An 18,707-nucleotide genomic window follows, 5' to 3' on the forward strand; every position below is an offset into this window, starting at 1 on the left:
GAAAAAAAGATGTCATAAAATTTGCAATTAAAATAAAATTTGAAGTATATTTGCACCCACAAAATGAGTGTTTCACAACACTTTTTCTGTTATGCGGAAGTAGCTCAGTTGGTAGAGCTCCAGCCTTCCAAGCTGGTTGTCGCGAGTTCGAGCCTCGTCTTCCGCTCCAAAACAAGATAAAGTTTCAAAAATTATCACCTGCGGAAGTAGCTCAGTTGGTAGAGCTCCAGCCTTCCAAGCTGGTTGTCGCGAGTTCGAGCCTCGTCTTCCGCTCCACAGAAAAAAGCCTTGCAATTTGCAAGGCTTTTTTTATTTCAAATCGTTAAGTTCGGTTTCGGGAGTAACTTCAAACGGCGTTTCATTTCTTTTGAAAATCCGAGCAGTTAAATTGCCTTTCAGTTTTATAGAATTTCCTTTTAGGGCTAACCAACTTCCTTCTCTGAGACCAACAACAGGCTGCGGATTAAATTGATGGAATTCGTGAATTCTCGTTTCTCTTGTTTCTCCCATATGCGTAGAATCGGCAATCGGATCTAAATAATGCGGATTAATGTTAAAAGAAACAAATCCTAAAGTTCGAAAACTCGGAGGATATACAATCGGCATGTCGTTAGTGGTGTTCATTGTTAAACCACATATATTACTTCCTGCACTTGTTCCTAAATAAGGTGTTCCGTTTTTTACAACTGTCTCTAGTATATCAATCACTTTGGTTTTGTATAATTGACTAACTAATAAAAAGGTATTTCCGCCACCGGTAAATATTCCTTTAGCATTCTCAATAGCTTTGATTGGATCTTCAAATTCGTGAATTCCCTTAACCTGAATGTTAATTTTCGAAAATGCTTCTCTTACTTTTTGAGTATAATCATCGTGGGAAATCGCACTTGGTCGCGCATAAGGAATAAAAATAATTTCAGTACAATTGCCGAAAAAAGTTCGCAATTCTGGTAGTAAATACTCCAAGTAACTTCCGTTATGCAAGGTTGATGTGCTGGCGATTAGTATATTTTTCATCTCAATTTTTTTACAAAGTTACATTTTTGTATTAACATAAGTTTATCATCTTTTTGGGATTTCCTTTTGAGAGCTATTAGCTACATTTACAAAAACATACGAATCTAATTAAATGATAAAAGAACTACTTTTATTCTTTTTACTTCTCCCAACAATCGTTTTTTGTCAAAATGATACGATAATAAGAGGTAAAATTGTTTCAGAATCTACAAATTTAGAAGACATTCACGTACTAAATATCAGTAAGAAAACAGGAGAGATTACAGATGCTCGAGGTTATTTTAAAATTAAGGCAAAAGTTAACGATACCCTACAGTTTAGTGCAGTAAATATGAAGGCTACGCAATATATTATAAAAGGGAGTGATGTAAAACTAGAATTAATTTTTATACCAATGAAATCATTAATAAGTCAATTAGATGAGGTTATACTTAACGGATATAAAAATATTAATGCGGTTTCATTAGGAATTGTTCCAGCAAATCAAAGAACTTATACACCTGCAGAGCGAAAATTATATACGGCTGGTGGTTTCAAGTGGTATAGCCCGTTATTGATTCCTTTAGGAGGAATGAGTGTTGATGGGATGATTAATGCCATAAGTGGAAGAGCCGCAATGTTAGAAATAGAATTGGTTATAGAAAAAAAGGAGATGCTTCAAGCTAAAACCAGCGATTATTTTGAACGAACTTATTTTACTGAAACCTTAAATATTCCTCAAGAATACGTGGAAGGTTTTTTATTTTATATCGCAGAAAATTTAAGGTATGCACAAGCTATGAAAGATAAAAATAAAACAATGGCAACTTTCATTCTGTCTGAATTAGCCGTAGAATTTATACAATTAAAAGAATTATAAAACGAAATATTAATTAATATGAGAAAAAGCTACTTTGTTTTATTACTAATAATCTTCGCTCAAACCATTTTTGCACAAGGAATTCCGCGAAAAGTGTTGCGTGGAAAAATTGTTGCCGATTCAATTGAAGTGGAAAATTTAACAGTATACAATATTTCCTCAAGAATCGGTGCAATAACAGACATAGATGGAAAATTTTCAATTAATGCTAGAGCAACTGACACTTTGTATATTCAAGGTTTGTCTTATTATTCAAAAAAGTATGTACTAACAGACAAAGATTTCTGGCTTCCGGTTTTAGAAATTAAATTGTACGTAAAAATTACTGAATTAAATGAAGTTATTATTACACCTTATACATTAACAGGAGATTTAACCGTGGATACTAAACGTATTCAGGTTTATGGTGATGGGTTTTCTAAGATTGATGCAAAAGTTATTAAAAACTACGAAGATGATATTAGAACAGGAACTCCAATAAATAGCGCATTAACTAGTCATTTTGCACCAAATGGTTCTAATTTTAATTTTATGGCAATTGGTGCTGGGTTGGTAAGTTTGTTTGTGAAAAATGTAAATCCAAAAGCGAATGCTGAACGAGTTTTCGAAGAACGAAGAATTAGAGATATTCAATCTAAATCCTTTTCTGAACATATGTATGAACGCTTTTCAAATAATTTTTTTACCAGTACTTTAAAGATTGAAAATGAAAATATTCCGGCGTTTATGGGTTTTGCTGAGTTAAATGTATATGATCTTTCGCCACTTTTGAAATCAGAAAACGAATTGAAATTAATTGAATATTTAATCAATAAAGCAAAAGAATTTAAATTACAATAATTATGTTTATTTTTACCCAATGAAAAAGAGTGTTTTACTACTATTTGCAGTTTTGCTTTTGAGTTCTTTTGCAGTGCATAAATTTTATGTTTCAGTAACTCAGGTAGATTACGTACCTTCAAAAAAGCGAATGGAAATCACTTCACGAATCTTTGTAGATGATTTTGAGAAAGCATTAAATAAAAGATTTAATACAAAAGTAAATTTAACTTCAGCCAGAGAATTGCCTGAAGCTGAAGAGTTAATTAAAACCTATTTAAAAGAGAAAATAAAAATTTCTATTAACAAAAAGCCGCAAGGAATTGAGTTTTTAGCGCGGGAATTAGAAGGAGATGTGTTAATATTGTATACTAAAATTACAATTTCAAAAAAAATAAATACCTTCGAAATCTATAACTCATTAGTAACAGAAATTTATCCTGAGCAACAAAATATTGTTCATAGCAATATAAACGGTAACAAAAAAAGTCTTTTGATGACTAATACATCATTTAAAGAAAAGATTGACTATTAAACGACCCGCACTATTATGAAAAAAACTATTGTGTTCAATGTTTTTTTATCTTTATCAGTTGCTTTTGGAGCAATTGCGCAAGAGGTAAAAAAGGATGAAAAAAAACAAGGACATTATAACGAAAACAAATTTCGTCAAATGTATGAGGAAATGGCAACTCCTAACATGTTTAGAACGGCTTCGGGCGCTCCTGGACCCGCGTATTATCAGCAAAAAGCAGATTATAAAATTAATTTGGAATTAGATGATAAAAATAAAAAATTATATGGCTCAGAGACCATAACTTATTTTAATAATTCGCCTGAAAATTTAGAGTATTTATGGGTACAGTTAGATCAAAATATTGAAAAGCCAGATTCTAAAACTCCTTTAATAGGTAATGAAGTTTTAGCGAAAACAATGTCAACTGATGGTTTTGCTAAGAAATTCATTGAAAATCCTTTTCCAGGTGGCTTTAACATTGACTATGTAAAAGATGCAAAAGGAAGTGCAATGAAATATGTTGTCAATCAAACTATGATGCGTATTGATCTGGACAAACCTTTAAAATCTGGACAAAAAATTTCTTTTTCTATTAAATGGTGGTATAATATTGTGAACTATCAAGTACAAGCAAACAATGGTCGTTCTGGATATGAGGAATTTAAAGACGGCAATCGTTTGTATGTTATAGCACAGTTTTTCCCAAGAATGGCTGTTTATAATGATGTGGAAGGATGGCAAAATATGCAATTCTGGGGTAGTGGTGAATTTGCCTTGGCTTTTGGTGATTATGAAGTCAACATTACAGTTCCTGCAGACCACGTAATGGAAGCTACCGGTTCTTTACAAAATAGAAGCGAAGTATATACGCCAGCTCAAGTAAAACGTTGGGAATTAGCAGAAAAAACCTTCGATAAACCAGTTGTTATTGTTACGCAAGAAGAAGCAACGGCGAAAGAATCTAGCTTTTCAGATCAAAAGATAACATGGAGATTTAAAGCTCAAAACGTAAGAGATTTTGGTTTTTCAACTTCAAGAAAATTTATAATTGATGCAATGGCCGTAGATTTACCATCAAATAAACCACTAGCTATCTCAATTTATCCTAAAGAAGCGAATCCGCTTTGGGGCGATTTATCCACCAAAGCAGTAGCGCACACAATTAAAACGTATTCTCATTTTACATTTGACTATCCTTATCCAAAAGCGGTATCAGTTTCTGCAGAAGATCAAGGAATGGAATATCCAATGATTTGTTGGAATTACGGTCGTCCAGACGAAACAGGTTTCATCAGCGACAGAACAAAATACGGAATGCTAGGTGTAATTATTCACGAAGTAGGACACAATTTTTTTCCAATGATTGTAAATTCAGACGAAAGACAATGGACTTGGATGGATGAAGGTTTAAATACATTTTTAGAATATTTAGCAGAAACTACTTTTGATCCTAATTTCCCTGCAACAAGAGGACCAGCTAAAAATATTGTTCCTTATATGAAAGGAAATCAACAATATTTAGAGCCAATTATGTCAAACTCTGAAAATATTTACAACTTTGGAGCAAACGCTTATGGCAAACCGGCAACAGGATTAAATATTTTAAGAGAAACAATTATGGGTCACGAATTGTTTGACCATGCTTTCAAAACATACGCAAATCGTTGGAAATTTAAACATCCAACACCAGAAGATTTCTTTCGAACAATGGAAGATGCTTCGGCAGTAGATTTAGATTGGTTTTGGAGAGGTTGGTTCTATTCAACAGATTTTACAGACATTGCAATCAAAGATGTGAAACAATATTATGTAGTAGAACAAGATCCTAAAGATGCTAAACCCCAATTTAACAGAAGAGGAAGAAAGATTGGTGATGAAAACCAACCAATGCTTAAAATGGTTTTGGAAGGTTCAACCGATTTCAAGCCAGAATTAGCAAATGGATTTGATGCTTCAAAAGTGCAAGCTTTAAACGATTATTTAAGTAAAAATTATACGCAAGCTGAAATAAATGCTTTGCAATCGCCTAAATTCTTTTATGAAGTAGAGTTTGAAAAACCAGGAGGATTGATAATGCCAATCATCGTTGAACTTCAATTTGAAGATGGAACTAGTGAAACACAAACCTTCCCTGCTCAAATTTGGAGAAAGAATAACGATTCAGCTAAAAGAGTTTTTGCTAGCGCGAAAAAAGTAGTAAAATTCCAATTGGATCCTAAATTAGAAACAGCGGATGTAGATATTACTAATAATTTCTGGCCAAACGCTTCAGTAGAATCTAAGTTTGATCAATTAGAGAAAAAATAATAAAAATGAGACTATCTTCGGATAGTCTTTTTTTTGATACTTTTAAGATAATTAGTCTTTTAAACTTTGTAACTTTGTGTTCTAAATTTTTTGATTATGTTTGATGGATTTTCAGAAGTATTACTAATTCTTGTAGTAGTATTGATGCTTTTCGGTTCTAAAGAAATACCGGAAATCGCAAGATTTCTAGGTAAAACTATGGCGCAATTAAAAAATGCAAGTAACGAATTGAAGAGTGAAATTCAAAATAGCGCTAAAGAAAGCGGTTTGGATATAAATGAATTAACTGGCGGAATTTCGGAAGAAATAAATAAAGCCAAAGACGGAATCAACAAGATGATGAATCCTACTAATAATATTGATTTAGGTATTCAAAATCCGATCGACCAAGTAAAAGAAGATATTGAAAGCATAACCGGGCCCATAAAAAGACAACGCTAATTTTGGAACAATTACTACAGTTAGACCAAGAGCTATTGGTCTTTTTAAACGGATTAGGTTCCGAACCTTTCGATGCTTTTTGGAAAATCATCACAAAACAAATCTATTGGGCACCCTTTTTTCTTGCTGTGTTTTTTCTAATTCACAAAAAAGTAGGTTCTAGAAAATTTGTAATTTTAATTTTGTTCTTAGCGGTTTTAATTGCTTTTACGGATCAAATGACCAATTTGTTTAAATATTCTTTTCAAAGATTACGACCTTGTAATGTGCCCGAATTAGACGGAATTATCCGCGAAGTTATCACCAGAAAATCCTTTAGTTTCTTTTCGGGTCACGCTTCAAATTCAATGGCGTCAACTGTATTTATTTTCTTAATTATTAGAAAATATTACAGAAACACCTTTTTATTATTCGCCTTTCCTTTAGTTTTTGCTTACAGCAGAATTTATTTGGGACTGCATTTTCCAGGTGATATTTTAGCTGGTTATTTGTTTGGAGCTACTTTTGGACTCCTGTTTTACAAACTGCACGAATATTTCAATTCTAGATATAAAATTACAAAACGCGCGTCACCGTTAAACCATCCCGAATAGGCAATAAAACCGTTTCTACGCGTTTGTCTTCGTTAACCAACTTGTTGTAGTCTAATAATATTTGCGTGGTTTTGTCGCTAGATTTCACTTCTTCTAGCACTTTTCCGCTCCATAACACATTGTCCGATAGAATAATACCACCTTTATTCATCATCGGAACAATCATATTGAAATAAGCGATATAGTTTTCCTTATCCGCATCAATAAAGACCAAATCAAATTTCTTCTCTAAAGTTGGAATTACTTCCAAAGCATCTCCTAAATGTTGAAAAATTTGATCTTTCCAAGGCGAAATGTCAAAATATTTTTTCTGAAAATCTACTAATTCCTCATTTACGTCAATCGTGTCTAAAGTTCCGTTTTCCGTTAAACCTTCAGCCAAACACAAAGCGGCATAACCCGTATAAGTTCCAATTTCTAGAATACTAGTCGGACGAATAATTTTAGACAGCATACTTAAAACCCTTCCTTGAAAATGACCACTCAGCATTCTTGGTTGCAACACTTTTTGGTGCGTTTCTTTGTTTAATTTGGCTAATAATTCTGGCTCAATTTGGGAATGATTCGCAACATAATCTTCTAATTCTTCTGATATAAAATGCATAAAAAATAAATTTCTGATGGCAAAAATACAAATTCCAAATCTTCTTAGTTCTAATTTCACGCTTCTAATTTCAAAATTCACTACTTTTGTACCATGCAAACGGAGAAAAAAGACATACGAGCACTTTCAAAAGAACAATTACGCCAATTTTTTGTTACAAACGGCGACAAACCCTTTCGTGGCAATCAAGTCTATGAATGGTTGTGGAGCAAACGCGCTCATACCTTTGAAGACATGACCAATCTTTCAAAAGAAACTCGTGCCATTTTGGAGGAAAACTTTGTAATCAACCATATTAAAGTCGATACTTTGCAAAGAAGTGAAGATGGAACCGTTAAAAATGCCATTCGTTTGCACGATGATTTAATCGTAGAATCCGTTTTAATTCCGACTGAAACTAGAACAACAGCTTGTGTTTCTTCGCAAGTAGGTTGTAGTTTAGATTGTAGTTTTTGTGCTACCGCTCGTTTAAAGCGCATGCGAAACTTGGAACCTGGCGAAATCTACGACCAAGTTGCCGCAATCGATAGCGAAAGCCGTTTATATTACGACCGACCTTTATCAAATATCGTTTTTATGGGAATGGGAGAGCCCTTGATGAATTATCCAAACGTAATGAAAGCCATCGATATGATTACGTCAACCGAAGGTTTGGGAATGTCACCAAAACGAATCACAGTTTCCACTTCAGGAATTCCAAAAATGATTAAAAAAATGGCTGATGATGAGGTAAAATTCAAATTAGCAGTTTCATTACATTCGGGAATTGAAGAAATTAGAAACGAAATTATGCCGTTCACCAAAAACTTTCCGTTGACGGATTTACGCGAAAGTTTAGAATATTGGTACAAAAAAACAAAAAGTAAAATCACTTACGAATACGTGGTTTGGAAAGGAATCAACGACGACAAAAAATCGATTGATGCCTTAGTCAAATTCTGCAAATATGTGCCTTGTAAAGTCAATCTAATTGAATATAATCCTATTGACGACGGCAAATTTCAGCAAGCTCCTGAAGAAGTGACCAGTGCCTACATTGCCGCTTTGGCTAAGCATAATATCGTTGCAAAAGTGAGAAGAAGTCGCGGTAAAGATATCGATGCAGCTTGCGGTCAATTGGCAAATAAGTCGTAATTTATTCAGAATCTCTTTTTTTATTTGAAGCCAATCCAGCTATCCACTATATCTTTTTATAATTGTTTTGGGTTTTAGCAACCCAAAACAATTATAAAAAGGATGCCGTTCCTATCTGGGCTATGAAATCTCGTTCACAACATGTTTCGATTAAATAACTTAATCTTTTTCTAAATCTTTTTTAGCTTCAAACAAATAGACTATTTTTGTGGGAGATATGAAAATAACCGAACAAATAAAGCTACCAATAGCATCTGAAATGAAACTTTTTGAAGAGAAGTTTCGCGATTCGATGTCTTCAAAAGTGGCGTTGTTAAACAGAATTACCCATTATATCGTTAACCGAAAAGGTAAACAAATGCGCCCAATGTTTGTTTTCTTAACTGCAAAAATGGTTTCTGATGGAATGGTAAACGACCGCACCTATCGCGGAGCTTCGGTTATTGAATTAATTCATACTGCAACTTTAGTGCACGATGATGTTGTAGATGATAGCAACAAACGTCGGGGTTTCTTTTCATTAAATGCCCTTTGGAAAAACAAAATTGCCGTTTTAGTGGGTGATTATTTACTTTCAAAAGGATTATTACTTTCAATTGACAACAACGATTTCGATTTATTAAAAATCATATCAGTTGCCGTTCGGGAAATGAGTGAAGGCGAATTACTTCAAATCGAAAAAGCCCGCAGATTAGACATTACAGAAGATATTTATTACGAAATTATCCGCCAAAAAACGGCTACTTTAATTGCAGCTTGTTGTTCGCTCGGAGCTTGTTCTGTAATTCCAGAAGATACAGTTGTTGTTGAAAAAATGCGGAAATTTGGAGAATTAATCGGAATGGCCTTTCAAATCAAAGACGATTTATTTGATTATACCGATGCTGCCATTGGAAAACCAACCGGAATTGACATCAAAGAACAAAAGATGACTTTACCGTTAATATACGCTTTAAACCATTGCACCAAAAAAGAAAAAAGTTGGGTAATTAATTCGGTTAAAAATCACAACAATGACAAAACGCGTGTAAAAGAAGTAATCCAGTTTGTAAAAAACAAAAACGGATTAGTTTATGCCGAAGAAAAAATGATAATCTTTCAACAAGAAGCACTTGTACTCTTGCAAGATTTCCCGCAATCACCTTATAAAGATGCTCTAATTCTTATGGTGAACTACGTTATTGAAAGAAAAATATAATTTCCTTTTTGTCCTGCCGAACTCGTTTCGGCATCTCAATTTTTAACTAACTTTTCTCTGAATTTTAAATTTATATTTTACTTTTTAATAAGTCATACAACCTTTTTAAATTCATTCTCGTCTATATAAGTAGAAGCAAGATTCTAAATTCAGAATTCTAATTTCTAAATTTACTAATGAAGGTTATACAATTACATCAAAAAGAAAAACAATTAATCGAATGGGCTGTCGAAAATAATCGGCAAGCACAACAGCAGATTTATGTCAAGTTTTCTCCAAAGATGTTGAGCGTTTGTCGCCAGTATATAAAAGACATCCACCACGCCGAAGATGTGATGATTACCGGATTTATGAAAGTGTTTACCAATCTAAAAAATTTCGAGCACAAAGGCAGTTTTGAAGGTTGGATTAGAAGAATTATGGTTTGTGAATGTATTGATTTTCTTCGAGTTAAGAAAAATAATTTCAACCATCAAGACATAGAAGACGTTACTTATGCAGAAAGCGAATCGGGATATGAAATGGAAGAATTTTCGGTAGACGATATTCAAAATCTCATTGATAATTTGCCAGATGGTTACAAAATGGTATTTAATTTATATGCAGTGGAAGGATACAAACATCAGGAAATTGCTCAAATGCTAAAGATTAGCGAAGGCACTTCAAAATCACAATTATCGCACGCAAGAAAAATGTTGCAACTCCAAATCACCGAATTAAAACAGAAACAAAATGCAGTCCAATAAATTTGATAATCAAATACGAGAAAAGCTTAATGCTAGAACAATTGAACCAAATGCAAAATCTTGGGATCGATTAGATGCAATGCTTTCAGTTCAAGAAGAAAAAAAACCTAGAAAAGGATTTCTTTGGTTGTATATCGCAGCTTCGTTTTTTGTGTTTTTTGGCTTAGGGGTTTTTCTGTTTAATTCAGACAAAAATATTGAAATTAACACGCAAAATCCTGTATTAGTTGCTGTTGATAAAACGATTGATTCCGTTGAAAAAAATAAAGCAGAGGAAATTTTAATCGAATCACAACAACCAGTAGTAGTTCAAAATGAAATAAATCTAAGTAAAAGCGTTAATTCAATTAAGGAAAAAACAACAATTTTTAATAAATCGAATAGTGTTCAAGAAAACGACAATAAAGCGAATCCAACTTACAACCTACAACCTACAACTTCTAGCGCTTACAAATACATTTCACCAGAAAATTTGTTAGCAGAAGTTCAAAATGAAAAGAAAAATTTGTCTTCAGAAAGTAACGTAAGCAAAAAGCGATCTGTTAAAATAGATGCAAATGCTTTACTTTCAAAAGTGGAAAAAGAGTTAGACGAATCGTATAGAGAAACAACTTTAGATAAATTAAATAAGAATTTTAATGCTGTAAAATCGGCAATAGTTAATAGAAATTACGAATAATCATCAATCATCAATCATCAATCAAAAATCGAACAATTATGAACAAAATTATCCTTTACACCGTTTTGATCTTGTTTTCTTTCATCACTAAAACAATGGCTCAAAAAGTAGCAATCAAAGATTCATCAAGCTGGAGTTTCAGACAAGATGAACCCAAAAGCTATGAGATTGGACCAGCAGAAGATCCAATTTATGCCAATCAAGAAGTGTATGCAATCAAATCAACTGAGGAGAAAATAAAGGGTTTTGGAAATATTATGAAAACCATTGATGCTACTTCTTATAAAGGCAAGACCGTTAAAATGAGTGGTTATATTAAAACTGAAAATGTAAAAGATTGGGCTGGACTTTGGATGCGCGTTGATTTTTATTCAAGTAAGGTGCTAGCTTTTGATAATATGCAGTCTAGAGGAATTAAAGATTCAAAAGATTGGGAAAAGTATGAAGTAGTTTTATTTGTACCAGAGTACTCAACTGAAATTTCGTACGGAGTCTTATTAGATGGAACAGGACAAATTTGGATGAAAGATATTGCCCTTGAGATAGTTAGTGACACTGTTGCAGAAACCGGAAGTGTTAAAGGTAGAACTCAAAAAGCAATTTCGTTTGAAGACCGAGCCAAAGAAATTGCCAATCAAATTGGAAAGATTACAACCCAAGAAAAAGAGGCGCTTAAAAAAGAAGTAGAAGCAATCGATGCTCAAATAATTGCTGGAGAAATTTCAGCAGAAACAGGGAAATTATTGAAAAATAAAACGGCTTCAAAAAGAGCAAATAATATAGAAACAAAAGTAGCTGATGAAGAAGCTAAATTAGCGCAATTAGTTAAAGATAAGGTAGATGGAAAAATTTCAGACACTAAAGAAGACTCTAAAAGGGGAGGAACTACAATTGTTTTAGGAGGAAGTGCAAATGATTCTATTGGAAAATATAAAACTGAAATAAACATCGGTAGTTTGAAAGTCTACAACGGAGAAGAAGATAAATTTCTTAAAAAATCTAGAAGAACTACTTCTCAATTCGTTTTTGCTTTTGGTTTAAATAATATAATTACCGAAGGAGAAAATTTAGAGAAATCTGATTTTCGAGTTTTAGGTTCGCATTTTTATGAATGGGGAATGACTATGAATTCGAGAATTTTAAAAAATAATAATTTGTTACACGCTAAATATGGTTTGTCATTGCAATACAATAATTTGCGTCCAACTGATAATCGTTATTTTGAAACTAACGGCAACCAAACCGATTTAGTGGTTGCAACAAATCATTTAAACGATTCTCGATTTAGAAATGTCTACTTAACCGCTCCAGTTCACTTAGAGTTTGATTTTACACCAAAAAAAATCGCAAAAGATGGAACATCTTACTTCAGAACGCACGAAACATTTCGTCTTGGAATTGGTGGTTATGCGGGTGTTCGTTTGAAGTCAAAACAAATCTTAAAATATGAAGTAGATGACCTTAAAATTAAAGATAAGCAAAAAGGAGATTTCAATGTTTCCGACTTTAATTATGGATTAAGTGCCTATTTAGGTTATGGTACAACTAGCTTATATGTTAAATATGACTTAAATAACATGTTCAAGGACAATAATATAGATCAAAACAACGTTAGTTTAGGTATACGTTTCGATTTCAACTAATTAAGAGCATAAAAGATGTATAAATTAGCCGGAATTATAGTAGTTTTTTTATTTACTAGTTGTGGATTTCAACACGTTAAATTTAATGATGAAAACGAAATTAGAAGAGCTGTAAAAGTAGGACATGATTATCATAATGAATTAAAACAAAAACAAGCAATATCTAATTTTAAATTAGTTTCAGTTGAAGATACTAAGGTTTTTATGGGTAAGGATAATGATACCCTTAAGCAAGTATACCAATTGATATATGAAATTGAAAAGGATAATAAAAAACAGAATGTTTTAGTAAAGTTTAAAAAGACAAAAAATAAATTTGAAGCGAAATCAGAAGCCATAAATTAAATTAATGAGTTAGTTTCTATTTAAGATAAATTTGGGTTAGGTTAAGTTATATCTGTTTTGAAAAAGCACTTCTATATCGAGGTGCTTTTTTGTTCTTGTTGAGGTTTTTGGTACCGAATGCATTTGCTATTTAAAAACTTTGTAACTTTGAAATCGATTTTATGGATACTGAAAATCCTAATGCAGAAAATCTATTATCCCAAATAATTTGATTACAAAAGACACCATAGAAAAAGTATTTGAAACCGCCCGAGTTGAGGAGGTAATTGGTGATTTCGTACAACTAAAACGAGCGGGAAGTAATCTCAAAGGATTGAGTCCGTTTGTAAATGAAAAATCGCCTTCATTTATGGTATCTCCTGTAAAACAAATTTGGAAGGATTTCTCATCGGGAAAAGGAGGGAATTCTGTAACGTTTTTAATGGAACACGAACATTTTACTTATCCGGAAGCCATAAAATATTTAGCAGCAAAATATAATATTGAAGTCGAAGAAACCCTTCAATCAGATGAAGATTTGGTGCAAGCCAATGAAAAAGAAAGCATGTATTTGGTTTCTGAATTCGCACAAAAATATTTTCATCATACTTTATTAGAATCAGAAGAAGGCAAAGCCATCGGATTATCGTATTTTAAAGAACGTGGGTTCACTTCGGAAACGATTAAGAAATTTAACTTAGGATATTCGCCTGAATCTTGGGACGCTTTTACCAAAGAAGCACTAGGAAAAGGGTATAAATTAGAATTTTTAGACAAAACAGGTCTTACAATCGTAAAACAAGAAGACGGAAAAACATTTGATCGATTTAAAGGTCGTGTGATGTTTCCGATTCATAGCATGAGCGGTAGGGTTTTGGGTTTTGGTGGAAGAATTTTAACCAATGATAAAAAAGCGGCAAAATACCTAAATTCGCCCGAAAGTGATATTTACCACAAGAGTAAAGTTTTGTATGGAATTTTTCAAGCAAAGCAAGCAATTGCGAAGTTGAATAATTGCTATTTAGTTGAAGGGTATACCGATGTTATCCAAATGAATCAGGCCGGAATTGAAAATGTCGTTTCGTCTTCAGGAACTGCTCTAACAGCAGATCAAATTCGTTTAGTAAATCGGCTAACACCAAATATTACAGTTCTTTTTGATGGTGATGCGGCCGGACTCCGAGCATCGATTCGCGGAATTGATTTAATTTTGGAAGCCGGAATGAACGTAAAAGTATGTTCGTTTCCAGATGGAGATGATCCTGATAGTTTTGCAAGAAAGAATAATCAAGAAGCTTTATTGGCCTATTTTGATGAAAATGCCAAAGATTTCATTCAGTTTAAAGCGTCTTTGTTAATGCAAGATGCAAAAAATGATCCGATCAAAAAAGCAGATTTGATTCGGGATATGGTAGTTAGTATTTCAAAAATTCCCGATCGAATTAAGCGTGAAGTATATATTAAGGAGTGTTCCAGAATTATGGATATTTCTGAAGATGTGCTTTTCAATACATTGGCTCAGTTACTTAAAAAGGATTTAAACGAAGTCAATAAAGAATATCAAAAAGAGCAAAAAGCATTTGAAGTTATTAAGAATGATATTTCCCAACCTTCAACAAAAGTCGATATTCAGTACGAATTGGAACAAAAAATCATCGAAATTCTTTTGCTTTACGGAAGTAAAGAGGAGCAATTTGAAGATATCGTACTGGCGAAAAATGAAGATGGTAATATGATTGAGGTAAAAGAAATAAAACCTTATAAGGTACACCAACGTATTTATTTGAGTCTGCAAGAAGATGAGGTCGAATTAGCTAATCCAGTTTTTAGAGCTATTTATAATCATTTGATTACTTATTTCAATGAAAATGAATCTTTCGAATTAGATAAATACTTAATGAATTTGCCTGAAGAACTAGCCCAAGAAGTAACCTCGGTCTTAATGAATGAAGAACGCGAAGTACTACACAATTGGGAAGTGCAACAAATTTATGTCAAACAAAAAGATACCACAATTAGTCAATATGTGACCGAAACGATTATTACACTTCGCTGGTATTTAGTAAATAACATCATCGACGATTTAAAAAAAGATCTCGTAAGTGATGAAAATTCTGACAATAGAGAAACATTAGAAATGGTTATGGCTTATTTGGGGTTAACCTATATTTTTTCTAACAGTTTAGGAAGGGTCTTGTCTAGATATAATTAGATTACGTCTAAATCCTTGGCTTTTTTCAATAAATCAACTAAATTACTAACGTTTAGTTTGGCTAATAATCTCAGCTTATAAGTACTAATTGTTTTTTCGTCTAAGCCTAGAATTTGAGCAACTTCTTTGTTTTTCTTTCCGTCATTTAAATAACGCAACACTTCAATTTCTCTAGTAGATAATTTTTTAAATAAACGATCTGCTTTTTTTCCTTTTCCTAAGAAGTCAATTGCTTTTTTGACAGAATCACTTAAAACAACTCCATTTTCAGAAACTTTCGTTAGAATGTTTTCAATTTCGCTCAATTCTGTGGTTTTTGGTATGTAAGCAGAAACACCGGCTTTAATTGCGGTGGGAGCATACATTTGCTCTGAAACAGAAGTGAATAAAACAATTTTTGTTTGAGGATAATCCTTAATTAAGCTTTTAACATCTCTGATGCTAGACAAGCCATCTAATTCTATGTCCAAAACTAAAATAGAACAAGGTTTATTGTTTAAAACTTGCAATAAAGATTCTAAATTTCGGACGGAAGCTATAACTTCAAATTTGGAATTCCCATAAAAATACGATTGTAGTCCGTGTGCTACAACTGGGAAACTATCAGCAATACATACTTTAATCATAGTTAAAAATTTACATTAATATCAACATATTATCAAAGTTACTAAAAAAAATGTATTTTATAATTAAATACGTGTTAAATTATACAAAGATTTTGCAAATTGGAATTGGATTCATTTTATGCTGATTTATAGTATTTAATCTTTTATAAATAGTAAACACTTCCGCTTCTCTTCCTGAAAAATCCTTTACTGTTTTTCCGTTTTCATCTTGATGCATTGCCCATTCTAATTCGTCATAATTTGCACCAATTTGATCTTCATCGCTTCGGTCATCGCCAAATAATCCGTCGGTTGGTTTTGCATTTAAAATACTGGATGGAACTTCTAAATAGGCTGATAATTCTCGCACTTCACTTTTCATCAAATCACCAATCGGACTAATGTCAACACCGCCATCACCATATTTTGTAAAAAATCCAACCCCAAAATCTTCTACTTTGTTCCCGGTTCCCGTTACTAATAAACTGTGAATTCCAGCATAATAATATAATGTAGTCATTCGTAATCGAGCACGCGTATTTGCTAATGACAAGTGTAAAAGTGCTTCTTTTTCAGAAGTAGGAACTTGTGTTTTAAAACTTTCAAAAACAGGAGTTAAATCAGTTCTTTCGTTAGTTACATTTGGAAAACGCTCTTTCAATTGTGCAATATGTTCATTGGCTCTGTTCACGTGACTTTCTGCTTGATGAATGGGCATTTCCACGCATAATGTTGGTAAACCAGTTTGTGCACATAAGGTAGAAACCAATGCACTGTCAATTCCGCCCGAAATTCCCACAACAAAACCCTTTACTTTAGCGTTAATAGCATAATCAAGTAGCCATTCAACAATATGCTGATTTATTTTTTCGACCTGAAAACGATTAGAATTTGTCATTATTTTATGAGATTTTATGTGTCGATAACTGTATATTTGCAACCGATTTTAGATTTGATAAAAATATAAAAATACGCTTTATGAAACAATTATTATTGGTCCTTCTTTCAGTTTTTCTTTTTTCGTGTAAAGACGAAACTAAAGTGGAAGAAGCTGTAGCGAAAATCCCTGTAAAATTTAAAGTTGAACGCTTTGAGCAAGTTTTTTATGGTTCAAAACCAGAAGATTTACCTCAAATTAAAGCAAAATATCCTTTCTTTTTTCCCGAAGGCAATCAAGATTCAGTTTGGGTAAATAAATTGAAAAATCCGTTATTGAGAGAATTGTATACAGAAGTGCAACAGAAATATCCAAAATTAGGTAAAGTTGAAACGGATTTGGAACAATTATTTGCACACGTTCAATATTATTTTCCAAAACAAAAAACGCCAAGAGTTATCACTTTGATTAATGAAGTTGATACGGATGCCAAAGCTTATTATTTAGATTCTATAGCTTTAATTTCTTTAGATTGTTATTTAGGAAAAGACCATCGCTTTTATGTGGATTTTCCAGAATTTAAGAAAGTTGAATTAGAAGAAAATCAAATTTTACCTAATTTAGTTTCTAGTTTTAGTTACGGAAAAATTACGCCGCCAACCGATAGAACTTTGCTGTCGGCTATGATTTATTATGGTAAAGAATTGTACATGAAAGATAAATTAATTCCAGAATATTCAGATGCCAATAAAATTGGATACACTGAAATGCAGTTGCAATTTTGTCAAGAAAACGAATATTATATGTGGAGTAGTTTGGTAGAAAATAAATTATTGTATGATTCTAATCCTAAAAGTGAACAACGATTTATCAATCCGGCACCATTTTCAAAATTCTATTTAGAAATTGATAATCAAACACCAGGAAGAGTTGGGCAATGGTTAGGTTGGCAAATTGTTAGAAGCTATATGGAAAATAATGACAAAACCACATTAGAAGAATTGTTAGCATTAAATGCAAAGACTATCTTTGAAAATTCAAAATACAAACCAAAGAAAAAATAATATTTTTCACTTTATAATAATCCCGCAACATATTAAACAGTTGCACTAAAATCATCATAAGTATGAAAACATCCGATATAAAAATCACCGTAGGCTTAGACCAAAATAACGTTCCTGATAAATTATTATGGACGGCAGAAGATGGAGGAATTGAGCAAGAAGAAGCAAAAGCAATTTTATTGTCAGTTTGGGATAGTAAAAAGAAAGAAACGCTTCGTATTGATTTATGGACAAAAGAAATGCCTGTCGATGAAATGAAACAATTTTTTCATCAAACGTTAGTGGCAATGGCCGATACTTTTGAACGTGCTACAGCCGATGAAAAAATGGCAGATACAATGCGAGATTTCTGTGAATACTTTGCAGAAAAACTAGAGTTGAAAGCATAAAAAAAGTCGCTAACTTATCATTAGCGACTTTTTTTAATTTATTTTTTAAACAAAACCTTCGTTCTTAAATAGGTCTTCGTTAATTCCGTTTATGTAATCTAAAATTGGCTCTCTTCCTACTGCGTCCAAAGAAGATGTAATGAAATAAGGAGGCATTTCCGCCCAATCTCCAGCTAATAATTGTTTTTTGTAAGAATCTACGTGACTATTTACTTTGTTCTTTCCTAATTTATCAGATTTGGTAAAAACAATGCAAAATGGTATTTCACTTTCGCCTAGATATTCTAAAAATTCTAAATCAATTTTCTGCGCTTCCAAGCGTATGTCAATTAAAACAAATGCACAAACTAGTTGTTCTCTTTGTTCGAAGTAATCCATAATAAATTGTTGGAAAACCGCTTTTGTTTTTTTAGAAACTCTTGCATAACCATAACCGGGTAAATCTACTAAAAACCAATTACCGTTAATCTTAAAGTGATTAATTAATTGCGTTTTTCCGGGTTTAGAGGATGTTTTTGCCAAGTTTTTATGATTGGTCAACATATTGATCAAGGATGATTTCCCTACGTTTGAACGTCCAATAAAAGCATATTCTGGCAAACGTTCTTTCGGACAGTTATCAATTTCAGAATTACTAATTACGAATTCGGCAGTATTAATTTTCATGTTTTTTTAAAAT

The 18,707-nt window shown here is 32.6% G+C and carries 20 protein-coding genes and 2 tRNA genes; 17 read left to right on the forward strand and 5 right to left on the reverse strand.

Features of this window, described 5'->3' with window-relative positions; genetic code table 11:
- The first annotated feature begins 93 nt into the window (after positions 1 to 93).
- Positions 94 to 169: transfer RNA gene (locus tag T1L09_RS04525), tRNA-Gly, on the forward strand.
- Between the two features lie 31 nt (positions 170 to 200).
- A tRNA-Gly gene (locus tag T1L09_RS04530) sits at positions 201 to 276 on the forward strand.
- A gap of 33 nt (positions 277 to 309) precedes the next feature.
- Here T1L09_RS04530 and pepE read toward each other — a convergent pair.
- On the reverse strand, positions 310 to 1,017 hold the full coding sequence (gene pepE, locus T1L09_RS04535) for a dipeptidase PepE (protein ID WP_322549763.1): 708 nt from the start codon (positions 1,015 to 1,017) through the stop codon (positions 310 to 312).
- 112 nt (positions 1,018 to 1,129) lie between these two features.
- Between pepE and T1L09_RS04540 the strand changes: the two genes are divergently transcribed.
- The 6 genes from T1L09_RS04540 (at position 1,130) to T1L09_RS04565 (ending at position 6,553) form a co-directional block, all read left to right on the forward strand.
- On the forward strand, positions 1,130 to 1,876 hold the full coding sequence (locus T1L09_RS04540) for a carboxypeptidase-like regulatory domain-containing protein (RefSeq protein WP_322549764.1): 747 nt from the start codon (positions 1,130 to 1,132) through the stop codon (positions 1,874 to 1,876).
- A gap of 18 nt (positions 1,877 to 1,894) precedes the next feature.
- A complete protein-coding gene (locus T1L09_RS04545) occupies positions 1,895 to 2,716 on the forward strand; it encodes a hypothetical protein (protein WP_322549765.1) in 822 nt (273 codons plus the stop codon).
- A gap of 19 nt (positions 2,717 to 2,735) precedes the next feature.
- The gene (locus tag T1L09_RS04550; protein WP_322549766.1) at positions 2,736 to 3,230 is read left to right on the forward strand and encodes a DUF6702 family protein; all 495 of its coding nucleotides are present in this window, start codon (positions 2,736 to 2,738) and stop codon (positions 3,228 to 3,230) included.
- A gap of 15 nt (positions 3,231 to 3,245) precedes the next feature.
- Positions 3,246 to 5,519 (forward strand): M1 family metallopeptidase, encoded by a 2,274-nt coding sequence (locus T1L09_RS04555; RefSeq protein ID WP_322549767.1) that lies wholly within the window; start codon positions 3,246 to 3,248, stop codon positions 5,517 to 5,519.
- A gap of 96 nt (positions 5,520 to 5,615) precedes the next feature.
- Positions 5,616 to 5,960, forward strand: coding sequence for a twin-arginine translocase TatA/TatE family subunit (locus T1L09_RS04560; RefSeq protein WP_322549768.1), 345 nt, complete (start codon positions 5,616 to 5,618; stop codon positions 5,958 to 5,960).
- A complete protein-coding gene (locus T1L09_RS04565) occupies positions 5,960 to 6,553 on the forward strand; it encodes a phosphatase PAP2 family protein (RefSeq protein ID WP_322549863.1) in 594 nt (197 codons plus the stop codon). Before T1L09_RS04560 ends, T1L09_RS04565 begins: the two co-directional genes overlap by 1 nt.
- On the opposite strand, the gene T1L09_RS04570 is transcribed toward T1L09_RS04565, so the two are convergent.
- Positions 6,516 to 7,157 carry an O-methyltransferase gene (locus T1L09_RS04570; RefSeq protein WP_322549864.1) on the reverse strand — a complete coding sequence of 214 codons (642 nt, stop codon included), beginning with the start codon at positions 7,155 to 7,157 and terminating at the stop codon, positions 6,516 to 6,518. The two genes, T1L09_RS04565 and T1L09_RS04570, sit on opposite strands and share 38 nt — an antisense overlap.
- A gap of 93 nt (positions 7,158 to 7,250) precedes the next feature.
- On the opposite strand from T1L09_RS04570, the gene rlmN reads away from it, so the two are divergent.
- The 7 genes from rlmN to dnaG all read left to right on the forward strand — a co-directional run bounded on the left by rlmN (position 7,251) and on the right by dnaG (position 15,093).
- On the forward strand, positions 7,251 to 8,291 hold the full coding sequence (gene rlmN / locus T1L09_RS04575) for a dual-specificity RNA methyltransferase RlmN (protein ID WP_322549769.1): 1,041 nt from the start codon (positions 7,251 to 7,253) through the stop codon (positions 8,289 to 8,291).
- Between the two features lie 217 nt (positions 8,292 to 8,508).
- Positions 8,509 to 9,489, forward strand: a complete 981-nt coding sequence (locus T1L09_RS04580; protein ID WP_322549770.1) for a polyprenyl synthetase family protein — start codon at positions 8,509 to 8,511, stop codon at positions 9,487 to 9,489.
- Between the two features lie 176 nt (positions 9,490 to 9,665).
- Complete coding sequence (locus tag T1L09_RS04585; RefSeq protein WP_322549771.1) at positions 9,666 to 10,235, forward strand: RNA polymerase sigma factor; 570 nt, start codon at positions 9,666 to 9,668, stop codon at positions 10,233 to 10,235.
- A complete protein-coding gene (locus T1L09_RS04590) occupies positions 10,222 to 10,914 on the forward strand; it encodes a hypothetical protein (RefSeq protein WP_322549772.1) in 693 nt (230 codons plus the stop codon). The genes T1L09_RS04585 and T1L09_RS04590 overlap by 14 nt, the downstream gene beginning before the upstream one ends.
- A gap of 38 nt (positions 10,915 to 10,952) precedes the next feature.
- The gene (locus T1L09_RS04595) at positions 10,953 to 12,557 is read left to right on the forward strand and encodes a hypothetical protein (RefSeq protein WP_322549773.1); all 1,605 of its coding nucleotides are present in this window, start codon (positions 10,953 to 10,955) and stop codon (positions 12,555 to 12,557) included.
- A 15-nt stretch (positions 12,558 to 12,572) separates the two neighbouring features.
- Positions 12,573 to 12,902, forward strand: coding sequence for a hypothetical protein (locus T1L09_RS04600; protein ID WP_322549774.1), 330 nt, complete (start codon positions 12,573 to 12,575; stop codon positions 12,900 to 12,902).
- A gap of 208 nt (positions 12,903 to 13,110) precedes the next feature.
- Positions 13,111 to 15,093: a DNA primase gene (gene dnaG / locus T1L09_RS04605; RefSeq protein ID WP_322549775.1), complete on the forward strand. Its 1,983-nt coding sequence runs from the start codon at positions 13,111 to 13,113 to the stop codon at positions 15,091 to 15,093.
- On the opposite strand, the gene T1L09_RS04610 is transcribed toward dnaG, so the two are convergent.
- Together T1L09_RS04610 and nadE are read right to left on the reverse strand one after the other, a co-directional pair.
- Positions 15,090 to 15,719 carry a response regulator transcription factor gene (locus T1L09_RS04610; RefSeq protein ID WP_322549776.1) on the reverse strand — a complete coding sequence of 210 codons (630 nt, stop codon included), beginning with the start codon at positions 15,717 to 15,719 and terminating at the stop codon, positions 15,090 to 15,092. The two genes, dnaG and T1L09_RS04610, sit on opposite strands and share 4 nt — an antisense overlap.
- Before the next feature lie 79 nt (positions 15,720 to 15,798).
- The gene (nadE, locus tag T1L09_RS04615; protein WP_322549777.1) at positions 15,799 to 16,596 is read right to left on the reverse strand and encodes an NAD(+) synthase; all 798 of its coding nucleotides are present in this window, start codon (positions 16,594 to 16,596) and stop codon (positions 15,799 to 15,801) included.
- Between the two features lie 80 nt (positions 16,597 to 16,676).
- Here nadE and gldB point away from each other — a divergent pair, with 80 nt between their 5' ends.
- Positions 16,677 to 17,639 (forward strand): gliding motility lipoprotein GldB, encoded by a 963-nt coding sequence (gene gldB, locus T1L09_RS04620; RefSeq protein ID WP_322549778.1) that lies wholly within the window; start codon positions 16,677 to 16,679, stop codon positions 17,637 to 17,639.
- 62 nt (positions 17,640 to 17,701) lie between these two features.
- On the forward strand, positions 17,702 to 18,028 hold the full coding sequence (gldC, locus tag T1L09_RS04625; protein ID WP_322549779.1) for a gliding motility protein GldC: 327 nt from the start codon (positions 17,702 to 17,704) through the stop codon (positions 18,026 to 18,028).
- Between the two features lie 45 nt (positions 18,029 to 18,073).
- Here gldC and yihA read toward each other — a convergent pair whose 3' ends face one another.
- Positions 18,074 to 18,694, reverse strand: a complete 621-nt coding sequence (yihA, locus tag T1L09_RS04630; RefSeq protein WP_322549780.1) for a ribosome biogenesis GTP-binding protein YihA/YsxC — start codon at positions 18,692 to 18,694, stop codon at positions 18,074 to 18,076.
- Positions 18,695 to 18,707 lie beyond the last annotated feature (13 nt).

Source organism: Flavobacterium psychraquaticum, assembly GCF_034497725.1.
Lineage (GTDB): Bacteria > Bacteroidota > Bacteroidia > Flavobacteriales > Flavobacteriaceae > Flavobacterium > Flavobacterium psychraquaticum.